The 23,106-nt window shown below is 69.5% G+C and carries 25 protein-coding genes and 1 pseudogene; 9 read left to right on the top strand and 17 right to left on the bottom strand.

The window, feature by feature from the left end; translation table 11 throughout:
* Nucleotides 1–444: 444 nt before the first annotated feature.
* From ABD743_RS18795 to ABD743_RS18810, 4 genes and pseudogenes are all read left to right on the top strand, one after another.
* Nucleotides 445–1,920, top strand: coding sequence for a 2-hydroxymuconic semialdehyde dehydrogenase (locus ABD743_RS18795; protein ID WP_344723401.1), 1,476 nt, complete (start codon nucleotides 445–447; stop codon nucleotides 1,918–1,920).
* A 31-nt stretch (nucleotides 1,921–1,951) separates the two neighbouring features.
* Complete coding sequence (locus tag ABD743_RS18800; protein ID WP_344723402.1) at nucleotides 1,952–3,010, top strand: PEP/pyruvate-binding domain-containing protein; 1,059 nt, start codon at nucleotides 1,952–1,954, stop codon at nucleotides 3,008–3,010.
* A 79-nt stretch (nucleotides 3,011–3,089) separates the two neighbouring features.
* On the top strand, nucleotides 3,090–4,913 hold the full coding sequence (locus tag ABD743_RS18805; RefSeq protein WP_344723403.1) for a PEP-utilizing enzyme: 1,824 nt from the start codon (nucleotides 3,090–3,092) through the stop codon (nucleotides 4,911–4,913).
* Between the two features lie 30 nt (nucleotides 4,914–4,943).
* Nucleotides 4,944–5,227, top strand: a pseudogene (locus ABD743_RS18810) (6,7-dimethyl-8-ribityllumazine synthase); the annotation flags it as partial.
* On the opposite strand, the gene ABD743_RS18815 reads toward ABD743_RS18810, so the two are convergent.
* The 8 genes from ABD743_RS18815 to ABD743_RS18850 are packed head-to-tail and all read right to left on the bottom strand — an operon-like array spanning nucleotide 5,224 to nucleotide 9,899.
* Nucleotides 5,224–5,979: a histidine phosphatase family protein gene (locus tag ABD743_RS18815; RefSeq protein ID WP_344723404.1), complete on the bottom strand. Its 756-nt coding sequence runs from the start codon at nucleotides 5,977–5,979 to the stop codon at nucleotides 5,224–5,226. The pseudogene ABD743_RS18810 and the gene ABD743_RS18815 sit on opposite strands and share 4 nt — an antisense overlap.
* 28 nt (nucleotides 5,980–6,007) lie before the next feature.
* Nucleotides 6,008–6,460 (bottom strand): RidA family protein, encoded by a 453-nt coding sequence (locus ABD743_RS18820; protein ID WP_344723406.1) that lies wholly within the window; start codon nucleotides 6,458–6,460, stop codon nucleotides 6,008–6,010.
* Entirely contained in the window at nucleotides 6,457–7,197 is a 741-nt protein-coding gene (locus ABD743_RS18825) for an HAD-IA family hydrolase (RefSeq protein ID WP_344723408.1), read from the bottom strand. The genes ABD743_RS18820 and ABD743_RS18825 overlap by 4 nt, the downstream gene beginning before the upstream one ends.
* Nucleotides 7,194–7,439, bottom strand: coding sequence for a EutN/CcmL family microcompartment protein (locus ABD743_RS18830; RefSeq protein ID WP_344723593.1), 246 nt, complete (start codon nucleotides 7,437–7,439; stop codon nucleotides 7,194–7,196). The genes ABD743_RS18825 and ABD743_RS18830 overlap by 4 nt, the downstream gene beginning before the upstream one ends.
* A complete protein-coding gene (locus ABD743_RS18835) occupies nucleotides 7,439–7,774 on the bottom strand; it encodes a BMC domain-containing protein (protein ID WP_344723409.1) in 336 nt (111 codons plus the stop codon). The genes ABD743_RS18830 and ABD743_RS18835 overlap by 1 nt, the downstream gene beginning before the upstream one ends.
* Before the next feature lie 10 nt (nucleotides 7,775–7,784).
* Nucleotides 7,785–8,078, bottom strand: coding sequence for a BMC domain-containing protein (locus tag ABD743_RS18840; protein ID WP_344723410.1), 294 nt, complete (start codon nucleotides 8,076–8,078; stop codon nucleotides 7,785–7,787).
* Nucleotides 8,078–8,911, bottom strand: a complete 834-nt coding sequence (locus tag ABD743_RS18845; RefSeq protein ID WP_344723411.1) for a DODA-type extradiol aromatic ring-opening family dioxygenase — start codon at nucleotides 8,909–8,911, stop codon at nucleotides 8,078–8,080. Before ABD743_RS18845 ends, ABD743_RS18840 begins: the two co-directional genes overlap by 1 nt.
* Entirely contained in the window at nucleotides 8,904–9,899 is a 996-nt protein-coding gene (locus ABD743_RS18850) for a DODA-type extradiol aromatic ring-opening family dioxygenase (RefSeq protein ID WP_344723412.1), read from the bottom strand. Before ABD743_RS18850 ends, ABD743_RS18845 begins: the two co-directional genes overlap by 8 nt.
* A 104-nt stretch (nucleotides 9,900–10,003) precedes the next feature.
* Between ABD743_RS18850 and ABD743_RS18855 the strand changes: the two genes are divergently transcribed.
* A complete protein-coding gene (locus ABD743_RS18855; RefSeq protein WP_344723413.1) occupies nucleotides 10,004–10,789 on the top strand; it encodes an IclR family transcriptional regulator in 786 nt (261 codons plus the stop codon).
* Here the strand turns inward: ABD743_RS18855 and ABD743_RS18860 are convergent, their stop codons facing one another.
* A complete protein-coding gene (locus ABD743_RS18860) occupies nucleotides 10,790–11,566 on the bottom strand; it encodes an IclR family transcriptional regulator (RefSeq protein ID WP_344723414.1) in 777 nt (258 codons plus the stop codon). It abuts the gene before it with no gap.
* Between the two features lie 39 nt (nucleotides 11,567–11,605).
* Between ABD743_RS18860 and ABD743_RS18865 the strand changes: the two genes are divergently transcribed.
* Both ABD743_RS18865 and dmpG read left to right on the top strand, forming a co-directional pair.
* The gene (locus ABD743_RS18865) at nucleotides 11,606–12,523 is read left to right on the top strand and encodes an acetaldehyde dehydrogenase (acetylating) (protein ID WP_344723416.1); all 918 of its coding nucleotides are present in this window, start codon (nucleotides 11,606–11,608) and stop codon (nucleotides 12,521–12,523) included.
* 1 nt (nucleotide 12,524) lies between these two features.
* A complete protein-coding gene (dmpG, locus tag ABD743_RS18870) occupies nucleotides 12,525–13,574 on the top strand; it encodes a 4-hydroxy-2-oxovalerate aldolase (protein WP_344723417.1) in 1,050 nt (349 codons plus the stop codon).
* Nucleotides 13,575–13,578: 4 nt separating this feature from the next.
* On the opposite strand, the gene ABD743_RS18875 is transcribed toward dmpG, so the two are convergent.
* Nucleotides 13,579–14,244 carry a maleylpyruvate isomerase N-terminal domain-containing protein gene (locus tag ABD743_RS18875; RefSeq protein ID WP_344723419.1) on the bottom strand — a complete coding sequence of 222 codons (666 nt, stop codon included), beginning with the start codon at nucleotides 14,242–14,244 and terminating at the stop codon, nucleotides 13,579–13,581.
* Nucleotides 14,245–14,551: 307 nt separating this feature from the next.
* On the opposite strand from ABD743_RS18875, the gene ABD743_RS18880 reads away from it, so the two are divergent.
* On the top strand, nucleotides 14,552–16,333 hold the full coding sequence (locus tag ABD743_RS18880) for an acyclic terpene utilization AtuA family protein (RefSeq protein WP_344723420.1): 1,782 nt from the start codon (nucleotides 14,552–14,554) through the stop codon (nucleotides 16,331–16,333).
* A 26-nt stretch (nucleotides 16,334–16,359) separates the two neighbouring features.
* Here ABD743_RS18880 and ABD743_RS18885 read toward each other — a convergent pair whose 3' ends face one another.
* The 7 genes from ABD743_RS18885 to ABD743_RS18915 form a co-directional block, all read right to left on the bottom strand.
* Nucleotides 16,360–17,349 (bottom strand): LysR family transcriptional regulator, encoded by a 990-nt coding sequence (locus ABD743_RS18885; protein WP_344723421.1) that lies wholly within the window; start codon nucleotides 17,347–17,349, stop codon nucleotides 16,360–16,362.
* Between the two features lie 64 nt (nucleotides 17,350–17,413).
* Nucleotides 17,414–18,223, bottom strand: coding sequence for a mycofactocin-coupled SDR family oxidoreductase (locus ABD743_RS18890; RefSeq protein WP_344723422.1), 810 nt, complete (start codon nucleotides 18,221–18,223; stop codon nucleotides 17,414–17,416).
* Between the two features lie 306 nt (nucleotides 18,224–18,529).
* A complete protein-coding gene (locus tag ABD743_RS18895; protein ID WP_344723423.1) occupies nucleotides 18,530–18,907 on the bottom strand; it encodes a DUF6221 family protein in 378 nt (125 codons plus the stop codon).
* A gap of 163 nt (nucleotides 18,908–19,070) precedes the next feature.
* Nucleotides 19,071–19,877 (bottom strand): SDR family oxidoreductase, encoded by an 807-nt coding sequence (locus ABD743_RS18900; RefSeq protein WP_344723424.1) that lies wholly within the window; start codon nucleotides 19,875–19,877, stop codon nucleotides 19,071–19,073.
* Between the two features lie 97 nt (nucleotides 19,878–19,974).
* Entirely contained in the window at nucleotides 19,975–20,805 is an 831-nt protein-coding gene (locus tag ABD743_RS18905; protein ID WP_344723425.1) for a sigma 54 modulation/S30EA ribosomal C-terminal domain-containing protein, read from the bottom strand.
* A gap of 66 nt (nucleotides 20,806–20,871) precedes the next feature.
* Nucleotides 20,872–21,552 (bottom strand): DNA-3-methyladenine glycosylase family protein, encoded by a 681-nt coding sequence (locus ABD743_RS18910; RefSeq protein ID WP_344723426.1) that lies wholly within the window; start codon nucleotides 21,550–21,552, stop codon nucleotides 20,872–20,874.
* 57 nt (nucleotides 21,553–21,609) lie between these two features.
* Nucleotides 21,610–21,786 (bottom strand): hypothetical protein, encoded by a 177-nt coding sequence (locus ABD743_RS18915; RefSeq protein ID WP_344723427.1) that lies wholly within the window; start codon nucleotides 21,784–21,786, stop codon nucleotides 21,610–21,612.
* 186 nt (nucleotides 21,787–21,972) lie between these two features.
* On the opposite strand from ABD743_RS18915, the gene ABD743_RS18920 reads away from it, so the two are divergent.
* A complete protein-coding gene (locus tag ABD743_RS18920) occupies nucleotides 21,973–23,070 on the top strand; it encodes a DNA topoisomerase IB (protein WP_344723428.1) in 1,098 nt (365 codons plus the stop codon).
* The last annotated feature ends 36 nt before the right edge of the window (nucleotides 23,071–23,106 follow it).

Genomic DNA, 23,106 nt, shown 5'->3' on the forward strand with positions numbered 1-23,106 from the left:
GAGGAGGTCGTCATCGTTCCGGACGGCCCGCCTCAGGTCATCACGCTCTTCCCGGCGCAGGAGCTCTTCGTCGCCAACCCCTACTGATTGCAGCTTCGCGACGTAGGGGTCGAGAGAAGCCCCGGGGCGTACCATGTATGGCTCACAACGAGGCCCCCGGTTGTCCGGAATGCCGGGCCGGCCCGCGGGTGACGTCGCCGAATCGGTCGACGATGACGACCACGTGCGGTCGTCCGGCACGCGCACGCCGTACATCGATGCACGTCAGCGCGACGGCTCGGCCACCGGGAGTTACCGATGTCCAGCAGTGCAAGACACCGGTCTGGACCGGCGACTCCGTGGCTGCTGATCTGTACCCCCACCGCACCCGTCCCGCACGACGGGCCTCCAGAGCAAACCATGACCGCCCGCCGGCCTCACAGGTCGGCGGCAATCGGAGAATCCATGGCCAACCCTCCTGCGCTGTTCAACGTGATCGCCGGCCGCACCGTCGACGGTGTTCGGACGTTCGTGAGGACGAGCCCGGTCGACGGAAGCGTCGTCGCCGAGGTCCACGAAGCGAGCCGTTCCGTGGTCGACGCGGCCGTGCGGGCGGCGGGTGACGCGCTGGCCGGCCCGTGGGGCCGTACGCGGCCCGCGGGGCGTTCCGCACTCCTGCGGCAGGTGGCCCGCCTGCTCGAGGAGAGGGCCGATGAGTTCGTTGCCGCCGAGGTGCGCGACACGGGCAAGCCACTCGCACTCGCACGCAGCCTCGACGTCGCCCGTGCCTCCGCGAACTTCGACCACGGGGCCGACTTCCTCTACGGGGCCGGGAACCAGGACAGCTACTCCACCGAGACCGCCGACGGCCGCCGCGCCCTCAACTACGCCTACCGCAAACCGGTTGGCGTCGTGGCCGTCATCGTCCCGTGGAATCTGCCGCTGCTGCTGCTCACGTGGAAGGTCGCGCCCGCGCTCGCGGCCGGCAACACGGTCGTCGTGAAACCGTCGGAGTTCACCCCCTCGTCGGCGACCCTGCTGGCCGAGGTGATCGCCGACGCGGGCATCCCGGACGGCGTCTACAACGTCGTGCACGGGCTCGGGCCGGCGTCCGCCGGTGAGTTCCTGACGACCCACCCCGGCGTCGACGCGATCACGTTCACCGGGGAGTCGGCGACCGGGTCGGCGATCATGGCTGCCGCCGCGCCGAACCTCACGCCGGTCTCCTTCGAGCTCGGCGGGAAGAACGCCGCGCTGGTATTCGCCGACACCGACCTCGAGCGCGCCGTCAGTGGCACTGCCCGATCGGTGTTCACCAACGCGGGCCAGGTGTGCCTGTGCACCGAGCGGGTCTACGTCGAGCGGCCGATCTTCGACGAGTTCGTCGCCGGGCTTGCGGAGCAGGCCGCCGACCTGGTGGCGGGGCGTCCGGACGACCCGCGGACCAGTCTGGGGCCGCTGATCTCCCGCGAGCACCGGGAGAAGGTGCAGTCCTACTGCGACATCGCGGTCAAGGAGGGTGCCACTGTCCACTCCGGCGGCGGGCCGGTCTCCTTCGGCGACGCGCTGGACGGCGGGGCGTACTTCGCGCCGACGATCTGGACCGGGCTGGACCAGCACGCCCAGGTGACGACGGAGGAGGTGTTCGGGCCGGTCTGCCACGTGGCGCCGTTCGACACCGAGGACGAGGCGGTGGCGCTCGCGAACGACACCGCGTACGGCCTCGCCGCCACCGTCTGGACCGGTGACGTCGACCGCGCTCACAGGGTGGCCCCACGCCTCGACGTCGGCCTCGCCTGGGTCAACTCGTGGTGGCTGCGCGACCTCCGCAGCCCGTTCGGCGGCAACGGCCGGTCGGGCGTGGGCCGCGAGGGCGGCCACGCGGCCGTCGACTTCTACAGCCGGCCCACCAACGTCTGTATCGAGATCCACCGGTCGTGACCTGCCCGCACATCCCTACAAGGAGCCGCACGTGAACGCCCCGCACATCGTCTGGATCCACCGCTCCGATGCCGCGGGCAGCGACCTGCTCGGCGGGAAGGGCGCAGGCCTGGCCCGGCTGACCGAGGCAGGGGTCCGTGTGCCCCCCGCGTTCGTGGTCTCGACGGCGGCCTTCCGTGCGGCCGTCGGCGCCGACCTCTTGGCGGAGATCGACACCATGGCAGGCGGCGTGGCACCCGACGCCGCGGCCGAGGACCTCGAGGCCGTCGGCGCCGAGGTCCGCGAGCTCATCGGGGGTGTTGCGCTCGGCGACACACTCACCGGCGCGGTGGCCAAGGCGTACGCGGCGCTCGGCCACGACGCTGCCGTCGCCGTGCGCTCCAGCTCGGCCGCGGAGGACTCTGCTGACCACAGCTTTGCGGGGGAGCACGACACCTACCTATGGGTGAGCGGTGAGGCCGAGCTGATCAACCGCATCCGGGATTGCTGGGCGAGCCTGTTCACCGCGCGAGCGATGGACTATCGCCGCAAGGCCGGGCTGAGCAGCGCCGGAGCGTCGATGGCCGTGGTCGTGCAGGTCATGGTGCCGGCCCGCGCCGCAGGGGTCTTCATGACGCTCAACCCCGAGAACGGCGACCGCTCGAAGGTCGTGTGCGAGTCGGTCTGGGGGCTCGGCGAGCCAGTCGTGTCGGGCTCGGTGACCCCCGACCGCTTCTACCTCGACAAGGTCACCGGTGAGATCGTCCGGCGGGACCTGGTCGTGAAGGACGTGCGGCTCGTGCGGGCCGCTTCCGGTCAAGGCACCACGAGCGCGCAGGTCGAGCCGGAGCTGCGCGAGGCCCCGTCGGTAACCGCGGAGGAGCTGACCGAGCTTCTGCGGCTTGCGAAGCTGGTGGAGCGCCAGTTCGGCGTTCCCCAGGACGGCGAGTTCGTGATCGGCTCCGATGAGGGCGCGGAGAACGTCTACCTCGTGCAGTCGCGACCGGAGACGGTCTGGTCGCGCACGTCGCCGAGCCGGGCCACCCGCGAGGGATCGGTGATCGACTCGATCCTCTCGCACCTGGTCCCCGGGTCCGCCCGCCAGGCCTGACCCACCACATTCCCGAATCTCCGGCGGCCCACTCCTCGCGGCCGGTCCGCCTGCTGTTCCCCCGACTCAGGAGCGCGACATGGCAGATGCGAAGTTCCCCAGTCCGTTCACGATTCCCACGCCTGACGGCGCCGAGGGCTGGGAGCGGATGTACAACTGGTACCACCTGTTCTCGGCCGATCGGCAGAAGCAAGACGAGGAGCGGTTCTGGTTCGCCGACCGTCTGCACCACCCCGAGGTCATTCACCCGTACGACGAAATCATGTGCGAGTGCTGGTGGCAGGCGCTCGGCGCCTTCAACACCCGTGTTTTCTCGATGCCGCCCGCGTTCGGCGTCGACCAGCGCATCCTGAACGGGCGGCTCTATGTCACGCCGGTGCCGGCGCCGCCGGAACAGATCGCGGAACGCGCCGCCGAGTTCGCGAGCCGGGCGAGCCACTACTACGAGAACTGGGACGAGATCTACGGGGAGTGGAAGAAGAAGGTCTTGGCGAAGCTCACCGAGATCCGCTTCCTGACCTTCGAACCGCTCCCGGATCTCGAACCGATCGAGACGATCCACGAGCACGTGGGGCACTCGGCGGGCTACCGGTTGATTCGTGATTTCGAGCAGCTCGTGCTGTCGATGTACGAGACGTACCAGTACCACTTCGAGCTGCTCAACATTGGTTACGCCGCCTACCTGAATTTCTTCCAGCTCTGCAAGACCGCTTTCCCCGGAATCGGCGACCAGTCGATCGCGCGCATGGTCGGTGGCCTGCGCGTCGATCTCTACCGGCCCGACGACGAGCTGCGCAGGCTCGCCAAGGAGGCCCAGCGACTCGGCATCGGTGACGCGGTGCTGGCCGACGGCGCGGCCGCCGAGCTGTTCGCCTCGCTCGTCGACGACCCGGCCGGCGCGTCCTGGGTCGCGGACTGGCAGACCACCGCCGACCCGTGGTTCGTCATCAACACCGACCCGGGTCACCCCGGTGGCTACCACACGTACGACACGTGGGCGGATGATCCGGATATCCCGCTCGTCTCCGTGCGCGAGTACCTGCGGCGGCTGCGGGCCGGCGAGGACATCGATCGCGACACGGCCGGTGTGCTGCGTGAGCGCGACCGGATCACGGGTGAGTACCGCGAGCTCCTGGCTTCCGAGGATCACGCCGGATTCGACCAGGCCGTCGAGCTGGCCCGCCTGGTGTTCACCTACATCGAGGAGCACGTTCTCTACATCGAGCACTGGATGTGGGCGGCATTCTGGGCGAAATCGAAGGAGCTGTCGCGTGCGCTCGCCGCGATGGGCGCTCTCGACGACCCCGAGGACATGTTCTTCCTGCGGCGCACCGAGGTCAGCGAGCTGATCTACGACGCGGTCATCGGGTGGTCGGTCGGCACGCAGTCGCGGGGTGCGAGCTACTGGCGTCCGATCGTCGCGGAGCGCAGGCGGGTCTTCACGGCACTGCAGGCGTGGGAGCCCCCTCCGGCGCTCGGACCGCCGCCCACCGAGATCAACGAGCCCTTCACGGTGATGCTCTGGGGAATCACGACCTCCGCGGTGACGGACTGGCTGGCCGACACCGACGGCGAAGGGCCGGCGACCCTGCGTGGGCTCGGGGCGTCACCCGGTGTCGCCGAGGGGCCCGCCCGGGTCCTTCGGCACGTCAGTGAGCTGGGCTCGGTCGAGCCGGGGGAGGTGCTGGTGTGCCCGGCGACCTCTCCGGCCTGGGCGCCGATCTTCACACGGATCGTGGCGACGGTGTCCGACGTCGGTGGGATCATGAGCCACACCGCAATCGTCTGCCGCGAGTACGGCATGCCTGCAGTCGTCGGCACCGGCAACGCCGTCGCCGCGATCAAGACCGGTCAGCGCGTGCGCGTCGACGGCCACACCGGTGTGGTCTCCATCCTTGACTAGTTCGCCGGCCACCAGGGGCGCGGTGATGGCGGCGGCACGCCGCACTCCGAGTACGTCTGTGACTCCGTGACGGCAGGGCTCACGCGGGTGGCGCGCGACGCGCGCACCCGGGTGGGCAACGGCGTGCTCACCTGGACACCAAGCAGCAGGCCGTGGACCGCTCCGGGCCTCCCGGCTCCGGCGAGGACGAGGGGGCCAAGGCGTGCCTGGCGGCCTTGCAGACCGCGCTCCGCTCGGCGGGTTGCGGAACGACCGGTGAGAAGGCCCGTTTCGCGGGAGCGGCGAACCAGCGCCGCGCCCGCGTCGGGTGCTAGGAGTCCGAGGACCAGTCGAGCCGGGCGGCCGGCACCCGGGCTTCCCATCCCAGGTCGGCGTAGGCCACGCTCACGACGTCGCTGCCCGCGGTCACGCGGAGAACGACGTCCTCGCCGTTGCCGGGCTCGCCGGGATCCACTCCGGCTGCCCACATCACCATCGCGCGCAGACATCCCGAGTGGGAGCCGATCACGAGCCGCCGATCGGCGCCGTCCACGACGCGGTCGAGGCTGGTGCGGACCAGCCGGTAGACGACAGACGCCGGGGGCTCGTGCCAGAGCAGCGGGGTGGACAGCCAGAACCCCATCGCGTCGCCCGTCTCGTGGGTGTTCCAGAACCGCGCGGCCTCGGTGACCCATCCGGGCGGGACTCCGGGCCCGGCGGCAAGCTCGGCGGCCCGCCGTCGGGCCTGGGTCGGGTCGGCAAGGCGGCCGTCCGCCCACACCTGGAGGTTGCGGTATCCGGGCTCGACCCGGATCTCGGTACCGGTGATCGCGATTCCGCGCTCCGCCGTCTGCTCGAGCAGAGCTGCGCGGAGCAACTCCGCCGTCTCGCGGGCCCGCAGCGTCGGGGCGAAACCGAACGTGACGTGCTCGCCGTCGGCCACCGTGGCGCCGAGTGCCGTGCCCCGGTCGGTCGCCTGCTTGCGGCCGAGCTCCGTGAGCCCGGCGTCCTCGGCGTAGCTCGCGGTCTGGCCGTGGCGGACCAGGTGGACGGTCAGCGAGCCCGATGTGGGCGTACCAGTGGTCATGCCTCAGCCTTCCCCGGTCGTGACTCGGTCACCCGAGCTGGACCACCATGTCGATCTCGACAGCGAACCCGAGCGGAAGGGCTCGCACGCCGAGCGCGGTACGCGCGTGCCGGCCCCGCTCCCCGAACACCACGACGAACAGGTCCGATGCGCCGTTCACGACCTGCGGGATCTCCTGGAGGTCGTCCGTGCAGCACACGAACCCCCGCACCTGCACGACCTGCCGGACCGCCGCGAGCCCTCCCACGGCGTCGCGCACCTGCGCCAGGAGGTTCAGACCACAGGACCGGGCGGCCTGGTAGCCCTGCTCGACCGTGAGCGTCTCCCCGACGCGGCCGGTCCACCCGTCGGCGCCTTGGCCCGAAAGGAACAAAAGGTCCCCCGCCCGCACCCAGCCGAGGTAGTTGCCGGCCTTCGCGCGCAGCTCCGGCAGCGACAGGCCGAGCTCGGCGAGTCGCTGCAGCTCCACGTCGGTGCTCAACCCTGCACCTGCGACAGCGCGAAGACGCGGCGGGGCCGCTGGAGTGGGGGAAGGGCCAGGGCGGCCGCGATGCGGTCCATCGACCCGGCCGGGTCCCGCACGTCGAACAGCTCCGTGCGCATCCCGACCGCTGCGGCACCGCCCAGGTTGGCCGCGAGGTCGTCGACGAACAGGCAGCGCCGCGGATCCTCGCCGAGGGCGTCCGCAGCCATCCGGAACGCCTCCGGCTCGGGCTTGAACACGCCGAGCGCGGCAGCCTCGACGATCGTGTCGAACCAGCGCATGATCGGGAACTTCACCTCCCAGTCGGAGCCGAACCAGTGCGCCATGTCGTTGGTGAACGCGGCCAGCCGGACCCGTCCGTCGATCCGTTCGACCAGGCCCGTCATCTCCGCACGGACCACCGAACAACTGCGCCAGAGCGCCCCGATGTCGAGGTCCGGCCGCCGTTCCGCGAGCCGGTCCCAGTAGTCGCGCTCGGCCAGCTGGCCGTTCTCCACCAGCGGATACTCCGGGTCCGGCGCAGCGGACGTCGAGAACGGGCCGCTGGGAAGGCCCCGCCTGGTCACGGTCTCGAAGAGCGTCGGGATCACCACCCCGCCGACGTCGAGCACGAGCGTGGAGACCGATGCCCCCCTGGTCCGGCGCAGCGCGTGCCGGCGCCGGGCGAGCGGCGCGTCCGGCGCCGAGGTGACGGGGATCCGCGTTTCGGCCGGCCCATCGAATCGCTTGGTCACCGCTCCGCGTCCCAGTTCTCGACCAGCGCGACCACCGCGGCGTCGACGGTGGGGTCACCGGCCGCTGCTGCCGCCGCCTCATCCGTCGCGACCAGCACGGCCACGCCGGGAGAGGCGTCCACGAGGTCGATCGCCACCTCCCGGCGGTCGGACCCGATCACCGCGACGAGGACCAGCCGGCGGCCGGTGAGGCCCGGCAGCTGGCGGTCGGCCCACACCCGGCCCACCACCGTGCCGAGCATCACGGCGTCGCGCCCGGCTCGAGTGCTGCGATCGCGGTGCGCAGGCGCTGGTTCGGGGCGCCCTCGAGCAGGGCGCCGGCCTGCTGGTGCGGCTTGGGGTAGACCTGGGCGGCGCGGAGCTCCCCGTACTGCTTCACGGCGGCGGCGCCGGCGTCGACGGCGGAGCGCACCGCCGCGAGCGTGCCCTGCACCGCTGCGGCGAGATAGCCGCTGCTCACCCGCTCGACGGCGATGGTGCGGACGTCGGCGGTCTTCATCATCGCCTCGATGCCGGCGGTCAGGGCGACGACGCCGCGGGTCTCGATGATCCCGATGGCACGCTCGGAGGTTGGCATGCTCTGGTCCTCAGCTTCCGATCAGAGTGATGTCACCGGCGAGCGCGACGATCGGCTCGGCCGGGCTGGCGAACACGACGGACTTCACGCCCCGTCCCGAGATGGCCCGGGCCGTCTCCTCACCGATCTCCACGGCCTCCTCGACCGTGGCGAGGTCACCGGATACGGCGACGGCGACGAGGCCGCCGCCGAGGCGGACGACGCCGCGGACGTCGACCTCCGTCGACTTCGTCATCGCATCGACCGCGTCGAAGACGGGCACGAAGCCCTCGGCCTCGATGAATCCCACAGCAGTCCGAGCCATCATTCCTCCTGCGTCCAATTCACGACCGCCGCGCCGGTGCCCCAGATCGGTCCGTAGGCGAGCAGCTCTCCGGTTCCGAGCCGTTCGAGCCCGGCGCCTGTCAGGAACGGGTAGGCCCGGAACTGACTGTCGGCCTGAGCCCGGGTGGCGTACTCCTCACGCTGCGCCAGCGCCTCCGTCTGCTTACCGGCGACGACGAGGTCGAGCATCCGGCGGTCCCACTCCTCGTGGCCGGGATCGGCCACGAGGTCGTCGGCGGGGGAGATCCAGCGCTGGATCAGCGCGGAGGACAACCCTGTCACCGCGACCACGGCGACACGCCTGCCGTGCCTGCGCGCGGCTGCGGTGGCGGCCGCGCCGACGGTCGCCATCGCCTCGGGGCCCGCGTAGAGGTTGCACGACACCAGCGCGAGCCGCAGCCGATGCTCCGGGTCGAGCAGGTTCATCGCCGTCATCGTCCCGGTGTCGATCGGGAAGCCGTCGTAGTGCGTCCGCCTGGACTGCAGGCCTGCCCGGTCGATCTCGTCCGCCCACGCGCTCGAGAGCTCGGTGTCGACCCGCAGGTCGTAGCGCTGGCGCCCGAACGGGTAGCGGTACCAGTTCTCGTCGCAGTGCTCGCCGACCAGGTGCGGGTCGAGCTGCACCTGGTGGCCGAGCACCGTGAACCACTGCGTCGACACCATCACGACGACCTCGGCGCCCGCGGCCCGGATCCGGTCCCCGGTCGTCCGCACCGCCGCCGCCAACCGTGCCCAGCTCGGAGCCGCGTCGGTGGTCGCCAGCAGGTGCGGCATCCCCGGCACGATCGCGGCCGCCACCAGTTCCTCAGCCACGGGGCATCCATTCGACGACGGCGTTCCCCGTACCGATGACCGTGCCGTAGGCGAGCACGTCACCCGCGAGGTCGGGCCAGCCCATGGCGGAAAGCAGCCACGTGAGGCTGCCGGCCTTCGTCTCCGACTCCGTCTGCTCGATGTGCTCGCCGATCAGGGTGCGCAGCCGGCTCGTGGGGCCCTCCCGGACCGCCTGCAGGAGCCGCATGTCCCACTCGTACTGGTGCTGGTTGTACGGGTGCTCACGGGACATGTCCTCGGGCAGGTCCGGCTCGACGTCCCAGTGCAGGTGCGAGAGGGAGTTCGAGGCCAAGAGCACCGCGCGGCGTCCGGTGCGCTCCACGGCTCGGCGGGTCGCTTCGCCCAGCACCTCCATCTCGTCGAGGGAGGCGTCGGAGTAGAAGTAGGGGTTGTTGTTCGCGGAGATCGACACGACCGGGATGTCCCACGCGGGATTGACGAGGTGAAGGGCCCCGATGGTCGCGTAGTCGACGCGGACGTCCGGCTCGCGCATCGCGCTCGTGACGAGCCCGAGGCCGTCGGCCTCGCCGAGGATCGCCTCGGCAAGCTCGACGTCGGTCCGGAAGTCGTAGTGGTAGCGGAACAGGTTGGGGAAGATCGGCTCGACCGAGATCCCGCGGGGATTGGGCACGCAGTTCACGTGATGTCCCACCATCGTGATCCAGTGGGGCGCGTGCACGATGAGGACATCGGGCCGGGCCCGCGCGCTCATGCGGCGGCGCAGCTCCTCGTACCCCCAGCGCATCACGTCCCAGCCCCCGTGGGACCGCGGCTCATTCTGGGGCGGGTTCTCGGCGTAGATGAGGTGGGGCGGGTGCGGAGACAGGTACCCCGCGACGATCCGGCCCCGATTCGCGGAGTCGTCGGATCGCTCGCTCCACGGTGACCGCTGCGAAGGCGGTGATGGTCCCGGCCGGCGCGACCGTGAGGCGGGGCTGCCGGCCTGCACCTGGAAGACGCGGCTCATGGTCAGCGATCCTGATCTGTCTGATTCGAGTCAGCCAGGAGTGTGTCCAACTGTGCTGGACACTGTGCCTGGACACGATCGGGCACCCGAAGCAGACTCCGGTCATGAGCGCATCTGTCGGAAAGGCGGCTCTGATCCTCCGGGCGTTCCGCCCGACGTTGGACGTGCTGTCACTGCGCTCGTTGGCGGAGCGCACCGGACTTCCGCGTTCGACCGTCCACCTGCTGTGCCGGACCCTGGTGGCGGAGGGTTTGCTGGAGGCGGTGCCCCGCGCCGGGTACCGCCTCGGTCCCCTGCTGCTGGAGCTCGGCGGGCTCATCATCGACCGTACCGGCCTCGTCGACGCGGTCGAGGGCAGCACCGCCGCCCTGCAGCGCACCCCGGGCCAGGAACTGCACGTGGGGCAGATGGTCGAGGGATGGATCGTCTACGTGCATCGGGAGTCCGGGCCCAGGCGGGTCACGATGTCGAACCGGGTCGGTATGCGGGCGCCGGCGTTCATGTCCGGGTGCGGCAAGAGCGCGTTGGCGGCACTCGACCCGGCGGACGCCGACCTGCGGGTGCGTCGCGTGTGCAAGCAGGAGCAGATCGCGCTCCCCGACATGGGCGCTCTCGCGGAGGAGTTCGCGAAGGCGCGCGTCCGCGGCTACCTCGTGTGCCGGTCGTTCCAGCCCGGCCGCACGTCGGTGGCGGCAGCGGTCATCGGTGCCGACGGGCAACCGGCCGGCGCCCTGTCGATCGCCGGGCCCAGCTCCACCTTCGCCCCGTCGCGGCTGGGAGACCTGGGCCGAGCCGTGTCGGACAGTGCCGAGATCGTGAGCCGCAGGTTGCAGAGCCGTCGCAGCCTGATGGCGGTGCCGCGCCTGCCCACCCCGAACGTTCCGGCGTGATCAATCGAGCGGGGCCGTCCGATCGGGCATGAGTGATCGGGAGATCCCCAGCACCGCCGTCCGCACCGCAGGTGCGAGCCGCCTGGTGTCGAGGCGGTTGGCCCAACCCGTGATCGACACGGCCGCCACAGCCGTGCCATCGGCGTCGAGGACGGGTGCCGCGACGCAGGCGATCCCGACGGTCGACTCCTCGTGCTCCTCGGCCACGCCGCGTTCGCGCACCCGGGCGAGCTCCTTCTCCAGCAGGCCGGGGGCGATGACCGTTCGCGGTGTCCGCCGGGGCAGGCCCGCGGCGACAACGGCCGCGAGCCGTCCGGGCGGGGCGAACGCGAGCAGCGCCTTTCCCACGCCGGTGCAGTAGGCGGGCATCCGCCCCCCGATGCGGGAGGCGACGGTGGGCCCGTGGCGGCCGTCGATCTTGTGGACGTACACGACCTCGGTGTCATCGGGAACCGCGAGGTGGACGGTCTCGTGTGTGGCCTCGAAGAGGTCGGCGAGGAACGGGGCCGCGGTCTCGCGGAGGCTGCGCTGGCCGGGAGCGAGCTGTCCGAGTTCGAACAGGCGCATGCCCAGGCGGTAGCCGTGCGCCGTGCGCTCGACGATGTCCCACACAGCGAGCTCCTGCAGGAGCCGGTGTGCGGTCGCTTTGCTGACCCCGGTGCGCAGGCACAGCTCGGCGAGGCTCAGGTCGCCATCGCCGGGGTGGAACGCCGTCAGCAGCGTCAGTGCACGGCCGAGGACGGAGTTCGGTCCGCCGTCTCGCTGAATGGAACGCACGGCTTCATCGTCGCCCAGATTCGGTGCGAAGGTCCGGGAATGGTTGAGGTGAGTTCGAAGGTGACGGCGGCGATCGTCGGACCCGGGAACATCGGCACGGACCTGTTGGCCAAGCTGCAGCGCAGCCGGGCGATCGAGGTCGCGTACGTCGTCGGCGTGGTGGAGTCCGACGGCCTGGCCCGGGCCCGCGCGCAGGGCGTTGCGGCCTCGGCCGAGGGGGTCGACTGGCTGCTGCGGCAGGACCCGCTCCCGCAGCTGGTGTTCGAGGCGACCTCCGCGAAGGCGCATATCGCGAACGCCCCGCGCTACGCCGAGGCGGGGATCCAGGCCGTCGACCTCACGCCCGCGCACCTGGGGCCGATGGTGTCGCCGCCGGTGAACGGGGCGGCGCACCTGGACGCGCCGAACGTCTCGATGATCACGTGCGGTGGCCAGGCGACGATCCCGATGGTGCACGCGGTCTCCCGGACCACCCCGGTCCTGTACGCGGAGATCGTCGCCTCGGTCGCCTCCCGCAGCGCCGGCCCCGGCACCCGGGCGAACATCGACGAGTTCACGCAGACCACCGCGCGGGCGGTCGAGGAGGTCGGCGGCGCCCGCCGGGGCAAGGCCGTGATCATCCTGAACCCGGTCGAGCCACCGATGATCATGCGCGACACCGTGTTCTGCGCGATCTCCCCGGACGCCGACCGAAACGCGATCACGGCGTCGATCCACGAGATGGTCGCCGCGGTGCAGGAGTACGTGCCCGGCTACACGCTCCGAGCCGAGCCGCAGTTCGACGATCCGCAGCCCGGCTGGGACGGCCCGGACGGCCCACTGGCCCGCGTGGCGATCTTCCTCGAGGTCAAGGGCAACGGCGACTACCTGCCCGACTACGCCGGCAACCTCGACATCATGACCGCCGCGGCCGCCCAGGTGGGCGAGCTGATGGCGGCCGCGAAGGGACGGTCCTGACATGAACGGCATCACCGGAACCGATCGGCCCGCACTCCGGCACGACGTGCGGATCACCGACACGACGCTGCGCGACGGCAGCCACGCCATGGCACACCAGTTCACCGAGACGCAGGTGCGCGACACGGTCCGGGCGCTGGACCGGGCCGGCGTCGAGGTCATCGAGGTCTCGCACGGCGACGGGGTCGGCGGGTCGTCGTTCAACTACGGCTTCTCGCGCACCGACGAGATGGCGTTGATCGCCGCGGCGAGGGACGAGGCCCGGCAGGCGATGATCGCGGTGCTCCTCGTCCCGGGGATCGGGACCGCCGACGACCTGCGCCGGGCGCACGACGCCGGTGCGCGGATGGTGCGGGTCGCGACCCACTGCACCGAGGCCGACGTGTCGCCGCAGCATTTCGGGGTGGCCCGGGAACTGGGGATGGAGACCGTCGGATTCCTGATGATGGCGCACCGGACGCCGCCGGAGGACCTGGCGAAGCAGGCCCGGATCATGGTCGACGCCGGCTGCCAGACCGTCTACGTCACCGACTCCGCGGGTGCCCTGCTCATGCACGAGGCCACGGCGCGGTTCGAGGCGCTGCTCGGGGAGATCGGCGACGAGGCGTGGGTCGGATATCACGGCCACCAGAACCTGTCGCTCGGTGTGGCCAACTCGGTGCTGGCGTACGAGGCGGGTGTCCGGTACATCGACGGCTCGCTGTGCGCGCTCGGAGCGGGTTCGGGCAACTCGCCGACGGAGGTGCTGGCGGCTGTGTTCGACCGGCTGGGTGTGGACACGGGGCTGGATGTCGGTGCGTTGCTCGACGCCGCGGAGGAGGTGGTGCGTCCCTACCTGCGCCGGTGGCCGAAGCTGGACCGCAACGCGATCGTGCAGGGCTGGGCGGGGGTGTACTCCTCGTTCCTGCTGCACGCCGAGCGGGCGGGGGAGCGGTACAAGGTGCCGACGCACGAGATTCTGCGGCGCTGCGGCGAGCTGGGGTACGTCGGCGGACAGGAAGACATGATCATCGACGTGGCCATCCAGCTGGCCGCCGAGCAGGAAAGGTGACGATCTAACCGAGGAGGGGCAGCCGCTGATCAGCGTGCGGGACCCTGCCCGCGGCGGCTTCGACCCAGTGCCGATCGTCCGACAGGTCAGCGGGGCGTTGCCCGGTGGCACGCCGAACAAGCAGTTCGTCCAAGACGGCGGCGGTCGCTGCGATTCCGGAAGGAGCAGCGACCGGCTCCCGCCCGAGCGCTTGTGTCAGGTCGAGTCCGTGAACCACCGCCTCCACCACCCTCGTCACCAGGAAGTCGTCGAGGCGCATGGGTCCGAAAAATGCTGGACCGACAAGGTCGGGGCTCGCGTCTTCTACTCGTTTCAGTGTTGCGGAGCAGGTTGTCGAGAAGCTTTCGCGCATCTGACTCGCGCTCCTGCGTCCGACGGTCTGGTATGCGTGCTGATAGGCGATAGGTGCAACATCGGAGCGTCGGACCAGGTAGAAGCCGGCCGGATCCAGTTGCGGCTCCTCGTCGCTCTCTCCGTCGATCAGCGTGTCGACCATGGTCATGGCGAACTCGAGATGTCCGGCCAGCTCGAGGATCGTCCAGTGCGGCAGATCCTCGTCGACGGGTATCAATCTTGTCGACGTGGCCCACTCTTCACTCGTGAGCCCGTCGAAGATTCGGTCGAGGCTGTTCAGTTCTTCCGAGAGCGTCCGGACCGTGCTTTCGTACATGCTGAGTGATCCTCCTGGCCGGTGTACTTGGAGCCGATCTTACCTTCGGCTCGGCGCCGGCAGGTTGTGATAAGTGTTCATGCGAGCTCGATGTGCGATAAGTGAAAGTAGCCGGGGGTCGACCGACCCGCCTGACTCGGTGTCGTCGTGGCGAGCTGCGGGGACGTGCATCAAACGCCACTTCATAACCTGGGCTTATGGCATTATGCGGCTTTTTTATGGTTCGTGCGCCGGGTTCGCTGGAGGCTGTTCACCGTGAGTGGAGTCGGTGGGGGATCGGACTCCAGGACAACAGTGAGAGAAGATGATGGAGTTGAGTTCTCGTCCGTTACGGATCGGGAATTTTTCCGGGTACGAGGCCGACCGGTGGAGCGCGTTGGCCGATGTACTCTCCGGCGATCCGCTCGACGTCGCGTTCGGCGACTATCTGGCTGAGATCACGCTGGCCTCGCTCGTGACGCGTCTCGACAAGGATGCCTCACGTGGCTACGTGGCAAGGTTCTTCGAGCAGTTCAAGGACTCTTTCGACGCAGTCGTGTCGAGCGGTACGCGAATCGTCACCAACGCCGGGGGATTCAATCCGCAGGCGCTCGCCGAGGACATCCACGAGTACGCGTCCGGTCGCGGTGTCGAGCTGTCGGTGGCCTACGTGCTCGGTGACAACCTGCTGGACTGCTTTCCGGATCTGGTCGCCGCCGGTCACCACTTCACCAATATGGACACCGGCAAGAAGATCACGAATGCGTCGGACTTCGACCCGATCTCGGTGGATGCCTATCTCGGCGGCTGGGGCATCGCGAAGGCGCTGGCCGAAGGTGCTCAGATCGTCGTCACCGGTCGGGTCGCGGACGCCTCTCTGGTCGTCGGTTCCGCGGCGTGGTTCCACGGCTGGCGTGACGACGAGTTGGACAAGCTGGCCGGCGCCCTGGCCGCAGCGCACATCACCGAGTGCGGGCCGCAGGCGGTCGGTGGCAACTTCTCCGGGTTCGACACCCTGGGGGACGTCCGTCGGCTCAGTTTCCCGATCGCCGAGATCCATGAGGACGGCAGCGCCGTGATCGGCAAGCACTCGGGGCAGAACGGGAAGGTCACGGTCGACACCGTGACTGCCCAACTGCTGTATGAGATCCAGGGCCCGTACTACCTGAACAACGATGTCACGCTGGATGTGCGCAGTGTCCACCTCGAGCAGGTGGGGGAGGACCGGGTGCGGGTGAGCGGCGCCAAGGGCTCGCCGCCGCCGGAGACCACCAAGGTCTCGATCTTCGCCGGCCTCGGATATCAGTCGGCCTCGACGGCCTACCTCACCGGACTGCAGGTCGCGGAGAAGACGGCGTTCGTCGAGAGCCAGCTCGCGGATTTCCTGGCCGGCACCGGAGTCCACTACGACATCACCAGGATCGGGGTGCCCGCGGAGCACCCGAGCTCGCAGTGGGAGGCGACCGTCGTCCTGCGAGTCATCACCGTGGCGGACGAGGCCGAGCTGTTGGAGCGCTACAACATCGGCGCGCACCTCGCGAGCGTGTACCTCTCCGGAGTTCCGGGGTACTACTGCGACGAGATCACCGGGGACGCCCGCTCGCCGGTGCGTCAGCGCATCGAATACTGGCCCGGGTTGCTCGACCAGTCCGTGCTGGACCAGCGCGTGGAGTTCGTCAACGGCGGTTCGTTCCCGGTCGGACTGCCCGAGCGCATTCCGTTCGACGGGCAGCCGTCGCAGGACGTGACACCGCCGCTGCCCGCTGCGGCCCTGGACGTGCGGACCGTTCGGCTCGGAGACCTTGCGTACGCGCGGAGCGGTGACAAGGGCGGGGTCAACAACGTGGGCGTGTGGGTGAAGGACCCTGCCGACTACGAGTGGCTTCGCGCCGTGCTCAGCATCGAGGCGTTGCGTGCCCGCATCACCGAGCTGAAGGAGATCGAGGTCGAGCGGCACGAGTTCCCGAACCTCAACGCGGTCCACTTCCTGTTCAAGGGCTTGCTGGGCACCGGCGGCTCGTCCTCGTTGCGGGTGGATCGCCTCGGCAAGGCCGTGGGCGAGTATCTGCGCACGATCCCGGTTCCGGACCCGCGGCCGCGGGAGTTGTGATCGGTGATCGGGTGAGGTGGCGGCGGTCACCTCACCCGCAGTTCCGGGACCGCGGCCAGACTCGCCAGCATCGCGCGTCGGCAGAGGTCCGCAACGCGGTGGACCACGGGTCCGGATGCCCGCCCCGGATGTGCGAAGACCCCGAGGTGGATGTCGGCGACCGGTTCCGCGATCCGGCGGATCACCAGTTGGACGCCGGAGATCGACACGGGCGGGGCAGGGATGCTGAGGATGCCGAGTTCGGGCCCGGCGGCCGCTACCGACCGCAACGACTCCCACGTCTGAAGCCTCACGAGCGGCGGCACGCGCTGTCCGTGCTCGCGGAACAGCCGCGAGACGTATTGGACGCTGACGGGCTCTTCGAGGACGCAGATCCGATGCTGGGCCAAGTCGCGCATCGTGATCGTGCTGCCGAGGCCGCCCAGCGTGCTGGGGCTACCGATCACGTAGGGGGCGAGGGAGATCGCCCGGTGGAACGTTTCGGACTGCGCTGCGGGATCAGGGTCGGCGCTCATTCCGATCCACATGTCGATCCGCCCGCCGGCCACCATCTGACGGAGATCCTCATCCTTGGCGACCACCGGTTCGAGCCTTCGGTAGTGGGCGAGCGGCATTCTGCGGTCATCGGCCTGAAGCATGGGCACGACGAATGGGTAGATCGAACCTGTGCAGCCCACCCGGAGTGAGGCCGTGCCGTGCCGCTCGGCGGCGAAGTTGTTGACTCGCTCCGCATCGGCAATCAATTCTTCGGCAAGGGGTAGTAGAGCTCTACCCGTGTCTGTGAGCTCAACGCCTGCGCCCGCATGACGCGTGAACAGGTCAGTCGCCAGCAGGTGCTCGAGGCGACGGATGGAGACGGAGAGTGCAGGCTCGGAGACTCCGCAACGGTCGGCGGCCTGTGTCATGGTCCCCGACCGAGCCGTCGCCACGAAGTGGTTCATCTGAGCCAAGCTGAAGGAGTACGAGGGCATGGCGCCATTGTCGAGGAAACTCTGCAGCGACGGGCCGGAGTCCATCCGGAACAGCGAGAACCAGACTGGTCGTATGAATCTGCCGGCCACGTCGGCGGAGTTGATGTGGTCACCACTGCACGAACCCGGCGTTCACCGGCAGTGACACGCCCGTGACGTCGCGGGCTTCCTCGGAGGCGAGCCACACGATGGCGTCGGAGAGGTCCATCGGCTCGACCATCTCCACCGGCAGCGCGTTCAGCATGTTGACCAGTTCAGCGGCGGCGGACATCGCCTGCATGGTGACGTCGTTTGCGGTCATCGGCGTGTTGACGCCCGTGGGGTGCACGGTGTTGACCCGGATGGAATGTGGGGCCAGCTCGTTGGCGAGGCTGCGCATCAGACCGACGACGCTGTGTTTCGCCGCGACGTAGTGCGCGATTCCGGGCACACCCTTCATGTCGCCCGCCGAGCTGGTGATGACGATCGAGCCGCCGTTGCCGGCCTCGATCATCGCGGGTGCCGCCGCCTTCACGGTCTTCCACACCCCGGTGAGGTTGACCGCGATCATCTCGCCCCACTCGGCCTCGGTCATGGTCCAGGTGTTCTCCGCGAACCCGATGATGTCGGCATTGGCACACACCACGTCGAGGCGGCCGAACTCGCTCACCCCCACATCGATCAGGGCCTGCACGGCTGCCGAGTCGCGCACGTCCGCCTCGCGCGTCACGATCCGGCGGTCGAGGTCCTTGACGAGCTTGGCCGTCGCCTCGAGGTCTTCCGAATTCGCCATCGGGTAGGGCACGGTGTCGAGCCGGCGGCACACGTCGAACGCGATGATGTCGGCGCCCTCCCGCGCCAGCCGCACCGCGTGCGATCGGCCCTGCCCCCGCGCCGCGCCGGAGACCAGGGCGACCTTGCCCTGGAGACGTCCTGGCATGGCGATCTCCTTCTCGTCCTGGTTGGCCGACGTTCGTGGTGCTCTGGCCGGTGGCGACGCAAGGTTCGACGCTGATGCAGGGGGCCTCGTCCGAGCACCGGGGAAGGGCTCGCCGCGCCGCGGCCCCAATTACGGATGTAACCACAGATCAGCCGTCATGTGAGTGGTCCGGTACGGGGCCGCTGTGTTGAAGCGGGATTGTTTTGCCTGGTCACGGCTACGTGGTCGGCGAACTCGAGTGCGGGATATTGAGGTGGGTCGATGAGATAAGTGTGTCCGGGAAATCAGATAAGTGTGTGGTTCTTTCTAGTCCTCGGGCCGCCACTCGGCCCGGTAGTCGGAGTGGCCGACGTAGGGAAGGGCGAGCAGGGGGAGCACGTCCTTCCACACGTCGCTCCCACGGAAGTCCCCGACCATCCACTCACACCACTGGATCAGCCGACGCTTGGACTCGATCTCGCTCAGCACACGCGCTGGGTCGTGCCGGGCGATGTGCATGGCCGTGCTGTCGTCGACGCCGCCGGCCACCCGGTAGGGCTTGTCCTTGACCCGGACCTCCGGCTGTTCGGGCGGTTCTGCCTCGTGGACCTCCCAGTCGTAGTACGTCTGTTGCCCGGCCGCTGCGACGGCAGCGCGCTCGTCCTCGTCGAGCCGTGCCCGCAGGAAGGCGATCAGGTCATCCAATGGCGCTGTCCTCTCAGGTATGGCCTCAGTGGTTTTTCCTAGCGCTCACGCTTCCGCTCGCACCGGCCAGTTCCGCAAGCGGGAGCCCGAACGTGACACGCTGGCACCGACCGCGCGCCCGGTCCTCGCCCGGTCCAGGTGACTCCGGGTATCCGGTCGCGGCCTACGACGGGCGCCAGTCCTTCGAGGTGAGGTCGGAACCCGCCGTTGGTCCCATCAACAGCATTCCGCCGTCCACGGGCCACGAGGCACCGGTCACGTACGAGGCGCCGGGCGACGCGAGGAATGCGACGACCGCGGCGATCTCGCGAGCGTCGGCGGGGCGACCCAGCGGCACACCGGGGCGGTCGACCGAGTGCGGATCCGTCTCCTCCTGCCCGGTCATCCGGGTCGCGACCTCGCCCGGCGCAACCGCGTTCACCGTGATCCCATGCTCGGCAAGCTCCAGTGCGGCTACCTTCGTGAGCAGCCCGAGCCCGGCCTTCGCAGCGCTGTAAGCGCCTGCGGCGACGCGTGGCTGGAACTCGTGCACGCTCGTGATGTTCACGATCCGGCCGCCGCGCCCCGCGGCGATCATCCGGCGGGCCGCGCGCTGCATGCAGAGGAACGCACCGTCGAGATCGGTCGCGAGCACTTCTCGCCAGGTGTCGTAGTCGGTGTCCAGGAAGGGCGTGCTGGTGCCCGTGCCCGCGCTGTTGACCAGCACATCGAGGCCGCCGAGCGCGTCGGCGAGGTCGTCGATGACGTCAGCAGCACCCGGCAGCATGCCGAAGTCCAGCCGGCGGATCTCGGCCTTGCGTCCGTGGGCACGGACCTGCTCGGCGGTGCTGCGCGCCCCCGCGTCGTGCGAATGGAAGGTGATGCCGACGTCGCAGCCCCCCGCAGCGAGCGCGACAGCCGTGGCGCGGCCGATTCCGGAGTCGGAGCCGGTGACGATCGCGGTGGCAGGAAACCCCTCGGGGACACTCATACAGCCGAGGTACCCGACGGCCTTGACCAGCGAACCCGCGAGTCGTCGTGGGCGACGGGAGTGCGCCGCGGGCTCGTCGCGATCCGGCTGACCTGACTCAGTCGCTGTCGGCGGGGGTGATGAGGCCGTAGTGCCCGTCGTAGCGGTGGTAGAGCAGCGCGCCACGGCCGCGCTCCCGGTCGAGGTAGAACAGGAAGGGCAGGTCGAGGGCGGCCATGCGGTCGATGGCTTCGTCGGTCGACAGGTCGGCCGCCGGTTGTCTGCTCACGGTGACCTCCAGCGAGTGGGGAGCCAACGACTCCGGGTGCGGCTCCACCTGGGCGATCCGGTAGCCGGTGGGGCCGGCGCGGTACAGGACGCTGTCCTGGCCGCTCCCCAGCTCGGTGAACAGGTGAAAGTCGTAGTCCAGCGACTCCATGTCGAACGCGGCCTCGTCGATCTCCGACTCGGCGACGGAGAAGGACTTGTGCCGGATGATCTGCCGCTCGGCCGGCGGGCGCGGGTAGGAGGGCCCGCGGCGGGTCGGCAGGTCTCCATGGCGCCATTCGGTCCGCTCGTCGCCGGGCTGCGGCGCGGCCATCGAGGGTTCGCTTCGCCCGCGGCGGTCTTCCCAGGTCCCGGCGGTCCGGCTCACGTGTTGCAGGCGGTTGCGCAGGCGCTCCTCGAGGCGTGCGAGCGCGTCGCGGTCGGTCCCGCCGTGTACCTGCGCGCGAACGAGACGGCCGTCGAGATCGATGTTGGCCTGAGCGACGATCGGCCGCTCGGGGTCGCCATCCCGGGTGATGCGTACGCGGGCGTGCAGGACCGGTCGGCCGGCGTGGCGCAGGGCGGCGCGCATGCGCTCCGTTACCTCGGCCACGAGAGCGTCGGTGTGGACACCGGTCACCTGTACCTCGACCGGGACGGGCGGGCTGTTCGATGCGTGCATCTGAGTCTCCGTGTGCGAGTGAGGGCTGTTGAGTGACGACTCGAGTGGTGGGGTCAGCTTGGGGGTCTAGACCTGCGGCGTTGCCTGCGCCATCTGCCAGAGGTAGAGACACGCCAGCGTCCGGTACGGGCGCCATGGCTCAGCGATCCGCTCCAGCTCGGCGGGGCCGGGTGGTCCTGACAGCCCGTACGCCTTCTCGACGGCGTGGCGGAGACCGAGGTCGCCGACCGGCAGTACGTCCGGCCGGTTCAGATGGAACATCAGGAACATGTCGGCGGTCCAGGTGCCGATGCCCTTCACCGCCGAGAGCTGTGCGATCACGTCCTCGTCGGGCAGTTCGTGCAGTCGTTCGAGGTCGAGGCCGCCGGAGTCGATGTGCTCGGCGAGCGAGCGCAGGGACGCCGTCTTCGCTCTCGACAGACCTGCGGCCTGGCACAGCTTGTCGGGATCGTCGTCGAGGATCTCCCGCGGTGTCGGCGGATGCCCACCGAAGCGATCAGTCAGTCTCCGATAGATCGAGCGCGATGCGCTGTTGGAGATGTTCTGGCTGACGATCGCGCGCACGAGCACGCCGTAGCGGTCGGTCGGCATGTTCGGATCGGGTGGCTCCGTCGGATCGGGTTGCAGTGCCGGTTGGTTGCCATCGCGCACGATCCCGTCGATCACCGTGCGCAGGACGGGGTCGGAGCTCCGCAAGTGCTCCTCCGGAGTCCCCCGGTGTAGCTGTGACAGGTCAGAACTCGTCATCGTGGCTTCCTCTCGTGCTGTGCGGTCACCCTGGCGTCGGCCGATTGACCGCGCCGACTACACCAGATGCTCGAGACTCACGATGTGCTCGTCTCGGACGCGCAGGAAAACATCATTCCCGTTCCAGAACACCGTCCATCCGTCTTCCCGGTCCACCTGAGTGGCGTGGATCTCGCTCTCGAACTGAAATTCGTCGCTGCGGAGGTGGATTCGATAGGTCTGCTCTGAATCCATTCTGTTCGAGCTCCCTCTCGGTAGCAGCCCGATACGTGGCTGCGGGTTGGTGGTCGAACACCCTGTGCGTCGGGATGACCACACGGTTGCGGGCTTGACCAGCCCAAAGGCGCAACCGACTTCCTCGATGAAGCCGAGACGCTCGCTACGATGGTATAAGCGAGCATCAGGCCCAGGGATGTGGAGATGGTCGCGCCGCGACCACCGGAGTACGCGATGCTGATGAACGAACCACCTGCCCACCTGGTTCGGGTCGACCCCGCGGCGCCTGGTCTGTCCCGCCGCAGGCGGGGGCCCGATTGGAGCTATTTCGACGAGGCAGGCGAACTGATCGACGATCCCACGGTCAGTGCGCGGATCTCGGCACTGGTGATTCCTCCCGCCTGGCACGACGTCTGGATCTCCCCCGATCCGAACGGGCACATCCAAGCGGTGGGCACCGACGCCGCGGGCCGTCGGCAGTACCGTTACCACGACGAGTGGCGTCGCCTGCGAGACCGGGAGAAGTACGACCGAGTGCTCACGCTCGGAACTGCGCTCCCGGCTATGCGAGGCGAGTTGTCGGTCCGGCTGCAGGAGACGGGACTCGGGCGCGAGCGCGTGCTCGCTGCGGGCGTGCGGATGCTGGACATCGGCGCGTTCCGCTCCGGCGACGAGGAGTACGCGCCGGGAGACGACCACGAGGACGGCACGTTCGGCCTCGCCACACTCCGGCGTGAGCACGTGCGGCTCGACCGGGGCGCCGTGCTGTTCTCCTACCCGGCGAAGGGTCATGTCCCACGCACGCTCTCGCTGCGCGACCCGTTGCTGCACAAGGTGGTGGACTCGCTGCTGCGCCGCCGCGGCGGCGGAGAGGAGCTGCTGGCATTCCGCACGACGCGGGGTTGGCACCACGTGCGGGCCGAGGACCTCAACGTGGCCGTCAAGGAGCTGGTGGGGCCGCAGTACACGGCCAAGGATCTGCGGACCTGGAACGCCACCGTGCTCGCCGCGGTCGCCCTCGCCGTATGCACGGCCCGGGGCGGGGTGCCGGAGAAGGAGCGGGCCCGTGAGCGGATGGTGACTCAGGCCGTCAAGGAGGTGTCCGAGCACCTCGGCAACACCCCGCCCGTAGCGCGCATGTCCTACGTCGACCCGCGAGTGCTCGAGCGGTTCGATGAGGGCGCCACAGTGCTGCCCGCGCTCCGCAACCTCGAGAACTGGTCGGCCGCACGACCCGAAGGTTGCAACGACGCTGTTCGGGCAACGGTGGAGCGGGCCGTGGTGGGTCTGATCAGCCGGTGACACCCGACCGCGAGCGTGCCCGCTCCGACCATCGTT

The organism is Pseudonocardia yunnanensis (genome assembly GCF_039534065.1).
GTDB classification, from domain to species: domain Bacteria; phylum Actinomycetota; class Actinomycetes; order Mycobacteriales; family Pseudonocardiaceae; genus Pseudonocardia; species Pseudonocardia yunnanensis.